The organism is Paenibacillus sp. AK121 (assembly GCF_019042715.1).
Classification (GTDB): domain Bacteria; phylum Bacillota; class Bacilli; order Paenibacillales; family Paenibacillaceae; genus Paenibacillus; species Paenibacillus polymyxa_C.
In genome coordinates this window covers 1-8984 of record NZ_JAHPJM010000032.1, presented here as the reverse complement: position 1 = coordinate 8984, position 8984 = coordinate 1, and the positions used below count along the sequence as shown (strand labels likewise).

The 8984-nt window shown below is 48.0% G+C and carries 6 protein-coding genes; 3 read left to right on the top strand and 3 right to left on the bottom strand.

The features are described from left to right. From KSP24_RS24870 to KSP24_RS24860, 3 genes are all read right to left on the bottom strand, one after another. On the bottom strand, positions 1–839 hold an 839-nt coding region (locus KSP24_RS24870), incomplete at its 3' end, for a collagen-like repeat preface domain-containing protein (RefSeq protein WP_216977120.1). A gap of 213 nt (positions 840–1052) precedes the next feature. Then, the gene (locus KSP24_RS24865) at positions 1053–4943 is read right to left on the bottom strand and encodes an immunoglobulin-like domain-containing protein (protein ID WP_216977118.1); all 3891 of its coding nucleotides are present in this window, start codon (positions 4941–4943) and stop codon (positions 1053–1055) included. 48 nt (positions 4944–4991) lie between these two features. Continuing rightward, positions 4992–5333 carry a phage tail protein gene (locus KSP24_RS24860; RefSeq protein WP_013369306.1) on the bottom strand — a complete coding sequence of 114 codons (342 nt, stop codon included), beginning with the start codon at positions 5331–5333 and terminating at the stop codon, positions 4992–4994. 245 nt (positions 5334–5578) lie between these two features. Here KSP24_RS24860 and KSP24_RS24855 point away from each other — a divergent pair, with 245 nt between their 5' ends. The 3 genes from KSP24_RS24855 to KSP24_RS24845 form a co-directional block, all read left to right on the top strand. Beyond that, positions 5579–7279 carry a spore germination protein gene (locus KSP24_RS24855; RefSeq protein ID WP_216977116.1) on the top strand — a complete coding sequence of 567 codons (1701 nt, stop codon included), beginning with the start codon at positions 5579–5581 and terminating at the stop codon, positions 7277–7279. 22 nt (positions 7280–7301) lie between these two features. Beyond that, a complete protein-coding gene (locus KSP24_RS24850; protein WP_040102182.1) occupies positions 7302–8396 on the top strand; it encodes a GerAB/ArcD/ProY family transporter in 1095 nt (364 codons plus the stop codon). Further along, positions 8393–8984, top strand: a 592-nt coding sequence (locus KSP24_RS24845) for a Ger(x)C family spore germination protein (protein WP_483311495.1), incomplete at its 3' end; no start/stop codon positions are given. The genes KSP24_RS24850 and KSP24_RS24845, both read left to right, overlap by 4 nt.

Genomic DNA, 8984 nt, shown 5'->3' with positions numbered 1-8984 from the left:
GGCCCGGCCGCGCCAACCGCGCCCGGCAGTCCATCGGCGCCAGTCGGTCCAGTGGCTCCAGCGGGCCCGACCGCACCAACTGCGCCTGGCAGTCCATCAGCGCCAGTCGGCCCTGTGGCTCCAGCGGGTCCGACCAAACCATCAGCGCCCGTAGCGCCCGTGGCGCCTGTTACACCCCCGGCAGGCCCAGCAGGCCCTTCAGCTCCGATAGGTCCAGCGGCCCCTACAGGCCCGGGAGGTCCTGGTGGACCCGGTACACCTGCTGGACCAGGCGCACCGCCAGGCCCCACAGGTCCGGGAGGTCCTGGTGGGCCCGGCACACCTGCTGGACCAGGCGCACCACCAGGCCCCACAGGTCCCGGAGGCCCTTGTGGGCCGGGCTCCCCTGACAAATACGGTTCACTTAGTGCGTTGCTAACCGTCGTACCCGCAGTTCTGATTGCACGGATTAAACTGTCTTTAAGAGTTGAATTGAGGGATTCCTGTAGAACGATGGACAATAGGGCATCCAGCAGTTGCTGTAATGTAGTACCTACGCTGATCGGAGAGAAAGGTGTGGCTTCTAATGCTACAATAGCAAGTTCCAACGCCGCCAGTAAATCTGCCTTAGCCCCGCTTCTAAGTCTTAAACTTTTCGCCAGAGACAGCAATTGTCTTAAAATCTGTTGCAATAAAGATACATTAGCCGCAGAAGGGTTTGCGAATACAAGTGGGACGATCGAGGTCAATTCATGAATAAGCTTGAGAAGCGCTTCGATACTTCTATTATCTCTTGGTGGTTTGCAGTCCTCGTCTTTTTTTGAAGCACCACTGAACCTGAACGGTCTTTTATGTTTCATGCTCAAGTATCTCCTCCTCATTCTTCCTACTGTAGAGGTGACAGATGGTTAATCGCCCCGTTTTACAGATATTCATAATATATTTATTGAAGCGAAAAGGGTGAATACACAAGCAAAGCTTAATAAAATATTGATAACAAAAAGCGCGGTCCCCAAATAGCCTGGGACCGCGCTTTAGTGTGTAGTCTATTAGATTATACGTCTTCGACAGATTTATTTGAAAATTCGTACCAGCAGTTCAGCCATCTCGCCTCTGCTGATGGCGGCTTTTGGTTTGAGTGTTCCATCAGGATACCCGCTAATCCAACCCGAACCTATGGCTTTTTCGAATGCTGTGGAAGCCCAGGAAGCAATCAGCTGATCATCTTTGTAAGATTGCAGTCCAGTAGGGCTGGAAACGGATGTCTGTTTCTGCATCGCGTGTGACAGGATCACCATCGCCTGTTCACGCGTAAGACTTTCATCAGGTCCGAACGTCTGAGCGGTTAGTCCTTGAATCCATCCCTGACGGTGAGCGGCATCCACGGCTGATCCAGCCCAGTGCCCCTTCATATCTGTAAATGAGGTAGACAGGCTTTCGTCTCCAGTAGTTCCTAAACCCCTGATCAATATGGCTACAAATTCTGCGCGGCTTACCGCACGCTCAGGGCGCATGTTGCCATCTTTATAGCCCTGCATCCAGCCTTTGGCTGCAAGAGATTGTAGGGACTTCGCTGCCCAGTGATCTTGTAGGTCCGGCCACACTTGAGCTGGCTCTTGCGAATCTGACGAATGGATTGGGTCATTTTGTACATCGGTCTGATCAACCTGAGACGCGTCCGTAGAGACGGCAACAGCGAAGGTACCTAACCGAGGTGTATTCAGACTCACACCCGACAAAATCCCTTGTGAATTTATCACAGCAGTGCCCTTTAGAATCTCGCGCTCGCCATTTTCATACATCACAAGAATAGAGAATTGGGGTTCTACATTCTGCAATTCACTTGAAGATTCGCTATCCAGCGGCAGAACGATGGACGAAGTCCCTGTCACGTTAGCTTTAATTTCTACAGCCGCTCCTATCAGCTTCAGGTTGGATTGTTGCTCAGCCCAATCTCGGAATTGCTGATCTGCCTGCTGAAATGAAATGGTCACGTCCTGCTGACCTGAGGCGGCCATGCTGGTTAGTGTGTCACTGGATAGCATCAGTGTTCCATAACGGGAGATCACCGAAGCTCCAATCTGCTCCCATTTATTCAGTACAGAATGAGTCAGGAGAACACGGCTCATTTGCTTTTCCTGCTCCAAACGAATGTCAGCGTATGCCTTGCCTTCGCGCAGTGCTTGTTGAATCTGTTCATCCAGAAATGCCGGCGAAGGAACAAAGAGGGAAACAGCTTTCCCTTGCTCTGAAAAAACGATCTGTTGTACGCCAGCAGACAGATCCTGATCCTCATTCTTATCTTTGTTAGACTTGCCTGTGTCCACAGTCACTTTAGCAGGGACGATGACTTTTATGGCCTGCGTCAAAGCATGAGAACCATCGCTTGCCTTCATGACATCCAATATTATAGTGACAACGGAAGGAGTGTCTCTCTGAAAAATAGTTCCGTCTGTACGCACGATGTCTGGTTGACTACTGCTGCTGATGGTCACACGGAAGCCATCGGGTACAGCAGGCAGAATAAGCATTGTATCACTTGTTGTAGGGGCAGGTATGCTTGTGATGGAATCCGCGACACGCTGCGCGGTTAATCCTTGTGGAGACACTAGCCCAGAGGGCGCGCTCTTCATGCCATTTACGTTTTGTAGCACATAGTAGCTGGCTCCTTCGGGTACTGGTGTAAATGTATATTTTCCCTCACTCGAAGCGATTCCTTCCGCTATAAGCTCCTGCTGAGCATTATACAGTTCAAGCCGTGCGTTCGGTAAAGCGCCTGTGACGATCACAGAGGCAATGTCCTCATCGCCTGCTGCGGCTGCAACAGCACGGGGCAGCACGTTTATACGGCGTTCTGCCGGCTCTGCAGTCCAACTTCCATTGTCGCTATAAGTATAGTTCAATACGTATACACCAGGTACATTCGTATCGACATTGCCGATACCTGAAAGATCGGGAATCAGAATATTGCCGTATACACTGTCCAGTACGCTGGCTCCTGGATCAGTGAAGCTATCCCCGGTTTCCAGAACAATTGGATTACTGCCGTTCAGTCGTACATAAGGTGTATTCGGCAATGCTTTCAGCACGGTAATCGTGAATGTTTTTTGGACAGAAGCTATACCTTTAGAAATCATAGCAATTAACTGTACATTCATATCACCGTCTGTATATTTAGGCCGATTCACCTGACCACTGTCACTGAGGATATTTGGTCGATCCGAAGACCAGTCGATCTGGGTGTCGAATGCCCCTGTACGAGGCAGGGTGATGGAATCCTTAATCCCTTCCGGGTAATCCAGATTTAGTGTTTTTGCCGCCAAATTCACTGCTTCATCAGCGCTTACGGGCAATGCGGGTACGAGCAGGCTGAAGGTTTTTCGAAGCTCAATCCCACCTCTTGACACAATCGCTTCAAGCGTGATGGTCTGATCGCCCTGTACGTAGGTAGGGAAGGTGACATGTCCAGTATGATCCAGGAACTGCGGCTGGCTCGACGACCATGACACCTGAACACCATTCAGAGCATCCTTTGCCAAATATACGTCTCCGGTTACTGTCGTTAGCGGTAGTTCAAGTGCTCTGTATGCTGCGTTCACGGCTTCAGTGTCGCTCATCGGCAGACGCAGTACGTGTGCAGTAAAATCCTTTGTTTTCGTTAAGCCTGCAAGTTGCAGGGTGGCCGTTAGGGTAACGTCGGTATCTCCACTACTGTAGGAAGGTCTGGTGAGTGTTCCATCTGCTGCAATGACAAGAGGTTTGGACGAGGACCATTCGATCTGCACTCCGCCATAACCGGATAAAGGGAGAGATACATTTTCTTGTACCGCAGACAAATCGCCAAGCGATAGGATATCTGCTGCTTGATTCAATGTATCTTGAGCAGTCATCTTCGAAACGGTAACTTCAAAAGTTTGGGTATCCGAGGCGGTTCCTTTTGCAATCGTTGCTGTCAGTTTTACCTTTTGATCACCCAGATCGTACCGCGGGCGTATTACAGCTCCTTCGTTCGTAATAACGTCAGGAGTATCCGAACTCCAGCTCACCGTCGTATCATTCAACCCAGTGAGTGGCAGGGTCAGCTTTTGGGATACCGATTCCACCGTATCTCCAGGTGCGAGACTTAGAGCAAGTGCAGCTTTTGCCTGTGCAACTCTCTCTGCATCGGTAAGTATGTTCACTTTGACTTCTGAGGGAGTGCTCTCCCCTTTAGCATTCACGGCTTGAACTGTGTAAACTGCTTCACCTGGCGGCAATGCTGAAGTGTCTATGAATTGGGTTAGGCTGCCTGTGTAGAGCGTTATACCATCACGCACGACTTTGTAGGAAGTTGCATAAGGAACGGCATCCCAGCTTAACTCCACCGTATTTCCATTTTTAATACCTGTAAAATGGCCCGGGGCCTGTGGAACGGGTAATCGCTCCCCATAAGCCGCGAATTCCATGATCGAAGCCCATTGATTGTTTCTTGCATTTCCTTGATCAATATATAATCGCAGGTATCGTGCAGTTACAGGGGGAATGCTTTTTTGAAAATTAGAACTCCCATTATTCTGCACGGTATCCACAGTCGCCCAATTAAATCCGTTGCTGCTCGTCTGCAATCGGAAACTGTATGGATCACGTTGATCGTTCCATCCATAATGGACACCCATACCTGTAACAACATATCGATCTACGATATACCAGTCTCTCAGATCTACCTGGATCCATTTTTCACCATTGCTTGCCTGATACCAGCGGCTTGTCGGGTCGACTGACCCATCCACAGCCCTGGAGGGATCATAGGGCTGGGTGTAACCGCTGGATGTAGTTGGTTTGTTAAACACTACATTTTCCCAACCGGCAGCATGGGCTTCATTCGTCCCTATGAACAGGAACGCACCACTGATCAATGGCATGAGTGGAACCAGCACACGGTAGGGTTTTAACTTATTGCGTGTGAAGCTATTGCCTTCGAGCACGCTATCACCTCTTCTTTATTAAATAGCACACTTATTGATGTATTCATATTATGGGCGGGAAGGGTATGGCCCCTCGGTAGCGATGTAGTAGTTTACATTCGGCAACGGGGAAGCTCCGCGCAAGTCAGGCAATGCAAATGTACGCACTCCATCACCGCCAAAATTAGTGCCCAGCAGGCTGAATAATACTGAATTCTGAGAAATATCCAGGAGTTGACCCTCGCATTTTATCCAGCCCTTAGGAGCGTACGTATACGGATACATCGTAATTTCCCCAATATAAGGCTCGGGCGATGCTTGAGCCTGTTTGGGACTGATTGCCGTTCCTCCTAACAAAATGACCGCCAGCAGACTCAATACAGCGGTTTTTTTCAAAAAATGATTCTTCATACCTACAACTCCTTTTAGATTCGAATAATGGACCACGAATTCAACAAATTTGTGACATTAGTCATAGAATGAATAGATATTATCATGGATTTCCACTTTTGCAATACAGTTCATCTATCAAATTCACCTTTTTATTCCTTTTGTGAGCAAAGAAATTTATTCCATCTGGTCCATCTTTCATGCATCTTTTTTCTAATCCAGGTAAATCTATATACAAATCGGGTGGAATTCAAGGAGGAATGAACGTGTGGAAGGTCATCGGAACTCATGTGCCCAAATGGAATGTGTGGGTGGAAGCCCTCTTTTTATTTATCATCCCTTTGATTATTTTTCTGACAGTACGACAACTTAAAGCGCTGGATGGCCGGGAAAGCAGACGCAAGGAGCGATTGAAGCTGCTAGAAGAAGAAGACCGTTCGGAGCAGGCAGATCACAACCCGTCTATAAGTGAGGCAGAGAAGGCAAAGGGGACCTTTACTGAAGATTATGAAGCCAATGTAGCCAAAATCAGACAGGCAGTCACGGATATGGCAGACGTGAACGAACGAGCAATTTTTCTGGATAATCTGAACGCTGAAGGCACACTTTTTTTTGTAGATGGATTAACGGACAAGGTTGGCATGGACCAGAACATTTTAAAGCCTCTGATGGATTGGGGCAGCTCCGGGCAAGAAAGGGAAGAGCTTCCGCGAGGAAAAGAGCTTCGGGATATGATTGTTCACCAGGTCATTCTGGTATCGGAGACAGAGTATACGTTAGAGGTACAGTTTTCCTTGCAAAAGGTGCTGTTCGGTTCAGTCATACTCATGATTCAGGGCATACCCGGTGCTTTTGTACTGGGTACGCCCAAAGGGAGTACACGAGGGGTGGAAGACCCGATATCGGAATCGGTGCTGCGCGGACCACGAGTCGGCTTTACAGAGACACTCAGCGACAATACAGCGATGCTGCGCAGACATGGAGAAAGTACGGAACTGGCTATGTCTTCCTTCAAAGTCGGCAAAAGAGTGGAAAAACAGCTGATGGTAGTGTATTTCAGAGATATTGCCGACCCGGAGCTTGTAGATGAGGTGAAGCGGCGGGTCCAAACGATAGATATGGATGAGGTACTGGAGTCGGGCTATGTAGAGCAGCTTATTGAGGATAATTTTCTCAGCCCATTTCTGCAAATTCAAAATACGGAGAGACCAGATCGAGTCATGGCTGCATTGCTAGAGGGACGTGTAGCGATTCTGCTGGACGGTACACCTTTTGCGCTTCTTATGCCTGTAACGTACGGGATGATGCTCCAGTCTCCTGAAGATTACTATGAACGATGGCTACCGGGGTCGCTGATTCGATTTCTTCGTTTTATGGCAACTTTCATATCACTATTCGCCCCGGCGCTGTATATCTCCTTCATCTCGTTTCATCCCGGATTGATTCCAACCAAGCTGGTCATTTCCATTATCAGTGCGAGACAGGGAGTTCCATTTTCGACGCTGATTGAGGCCCTGATTATGGAAACCTCGATTGAGATTTTACGCGAGGCAGGACTTCGGCTCCCCAAACCCATTGGACCAGCCATGGGCATCGTCGGAGGTTTGATTATTGGACAAGCCGCTGTTGACGCCGGGATTGTAAGCCCGATTCTCGTTATTGTGGTGGCAGTCACGGCGATTTCTTCCTTTTCCGCCCCTGTATACAGCGCTGGCATTTCCATGCGTGTTCTGCGCTTTGGAGCCATGTTCACGGCGTCTATCTTTGGCTTGTATGGCGTGATCATGTTTTTTCTGATGCTGAGTATTCATATGGTTAAATTACACAGCTTTGGAGTTCCGTTTCTTAGTCTAACGACCCCCCGTTCGTTCAAAGACTGGAAAGATTACTTCATACGAGCACCGTTGCAATTTATGAAAAACAGACCCATTCTTTTGAAGCATAAAGACCCTAAGCGACAAGGATGAGCTCAACACAGGAGGGAGCAAGATGGCCCGTGGGAAAAAAGCGGATAAGATTACAACGTTACAGACAACGGCAATTGTGGTTTGCTTTATGCTGGCTGCCGGGTTGCTTACCCTTCCAAGAGTAGCAACTGAAGCTGCAAAAACACCGGATGCGTGGATATCTGTCATTTTAGCAGGGGTGGCCACTTTTCTCTTCGGATGGGTTATAGTCAAACTAAGCTCGCGGTTTCCAGAAAGCACCTTTTACCAGTATGTTCAGCAAATAACAGGCAAATTCATTGGCAAAGGGATTGGCATGCTGATTGTTATTTATTTTGTTTGTATAGCCGCATTTGAAATCCGATCTGTGGAGGAAGTAACGTCGTTCTTTCTGCTTGAAGGCACTCCGGCGTGGGCGATTTCAGCACCTTTTATGTGGCTCTCTCTGTACCTATGCATGGGGGGAGTGGGTTCATTAGGAAAGATATGTCAACTGATATTTCCGGTTTCGGCGGCTATCTTTTTGCTGATCTGCTTGCTGAGTTTAAATATTTTTGAATTGAATAACTTGCGTCCTGTCTTGTCGGAGGGGGTAATGCCAGTGCTTAGAACGCTCAAGACTACAATCCTGACATTAACGGGGACAGAGTCCTTGCTGATTATTCTTTGTCGGATGGAAAAACCTGAGAAAGCAACGAAGGCAATCGGACTGGCGATTGGGATCGCGGTCGTTTTTTATACAGCTACGTTGATCCTGTGCATTGGGGCCTTTTCAATGGAAGGGGTCTTGAGCAGAACCTGGCCATTTTTAGATTTGGCCCGCAGCTTTGAAGTGGAATATCTGTTATTAGAACGGTTCGAGTCCTTATTGTTGACCATTTGGATCATGCAGATTTTTGCGACATTCAGTATTGCTTTTTATTGTGCTTCGCTCGGAGTTTCTCAAATTTTGAATAGCTCTTATTCCAAGATGTTGTTCATTTTGCTTCCGCTCATCTACCTCTTGTCCCAAATTCCGAAAAACCTGAATGAGCTATTTTCTTTTGGAACGGTCATCGGGAATGTAGCGTTCGCTTTATTCGCGCTACTTCCACTGCCACTGTTGCTTATTTCGTACTGGAGGGGGGCACGCTCATGAATCGTGTTCGTGTCCAGTCAGGATTACTCGGATTGATGGCTCTTCTGATGTGCTGTACACTTTCAGGTTGCTGGAGCAGTTCCCCAGTGGAGGATCTAAATCTGGAGACAGGTATTGCTTTGGATATAGCGGAAGAATCCTCGCAAGAAAAACAAATTAATCAGGAAGGGGGAGATTATCCCAAAAAGGAGTTAATTACAGGAACCTTTCAATTTGTCATTCCAGAGGAAAGCGGCGGCTCCAACAGCTCCTCTCCACAAGCCAAAAAATTTTTTAATATTACGGAAACAGGAGATTCTGTTTTTGAAATGATAAGAGAAATTTCTTTGCGGACAAATCGTCCTCCCATTGGGCAACATTTGAAAACCGTTATTATCAGTTCCAGTCTGCTTCGCAAGATTCCGTTGTATGAGCTGCTGGACTTTTTCTTGGGGGATAATGACATTCGGCCCAGCGTACAGCTACTGATTAGTACAGAAAAGGCGGGTCATGCGCTTCAAGAGAAAATTCCTGGTCAGATTCCTGCCTATATTTTAAAGGATATTTTCCAAAACCGGAAACGGAACGCACGGTTGATAAAACCCATGG